Consider the following 673-nt stretch of genomic DNA (forward strand, 5'->3'; position numbering starts at 1 on the left):
TTCATTTGACGTGGGGAGTACACGTCGAGAAGGACGACCGCGATGCCCGCGTCGGTCAAAGCATCCGCCCACTCTGGAAAGTTTGGTCTGGCTCGGCCGTCAGGGAAGTACAGGCCTCCTGAGTGGTGGATAAGCACGAGCGCGGGCACCTTGTCGCGGGTATCGTTCGGCAAATACAGTCTCGCCCTACCAGTGATGTCGGCCACACGGGCGACGTGCGGATCGGATGGATCGCGCCACTTAACTACGTGGTACCAAGCCAAATCGAACCGAGTAGCGAACTGGAACTTTCCATCATCAAACTCACGCATCGAGTCGATCTTTGGCCCATTGCCGAAAATCTGTGCGTTTGACAAGAACGAGACGGTAGTGAGAACGATGCTCAAAACAATCTTGACGAGTATTGCGTTCATATCGGACTCCCGTTAATTTTCGTTCAGTGACCTGCCCCCATCCACCGTACCAATCAAAAGTGGAAGTCCGGGTTCAAGGGTAATCGATTTGTCACTTGGTGGTTTGAGCGGCTTGCATCCGGTCAGCCATGACCGGGCGGAGGAGATATGGGCCTTCCGGGCCTGTCCGAACGAGCCTTAGCGCCGGTTCAGCGGCTGCCCCAGAGGCTGCCCCAGAGGGCCGCGCCCACCACCAGCACGGCCGCCACCGCCACGTTCCA

General features: G+C 57.8%; 1 pseudogene. It reads right to left on the reverse strand.

The window, feature by feature from the left end:
* A pseudogene (locus ACMUOY_RS20385) lies at nt 1-413 on the reverse strand (hypothetical protein); the annotation flags it as partial.
* Nucleotides 414-673: the final 260 nt, after the last annotated feature.

The organism is Candidatus Skiveiella danica (assembly GCF_022705245.1).
Classification (GTDB): Bacteria; Pseudomonadota; Gammaproteobacteria; order Burkholderiales; family Burkholderiaceae_C; genus Skiveiella; species Skiveiella danica.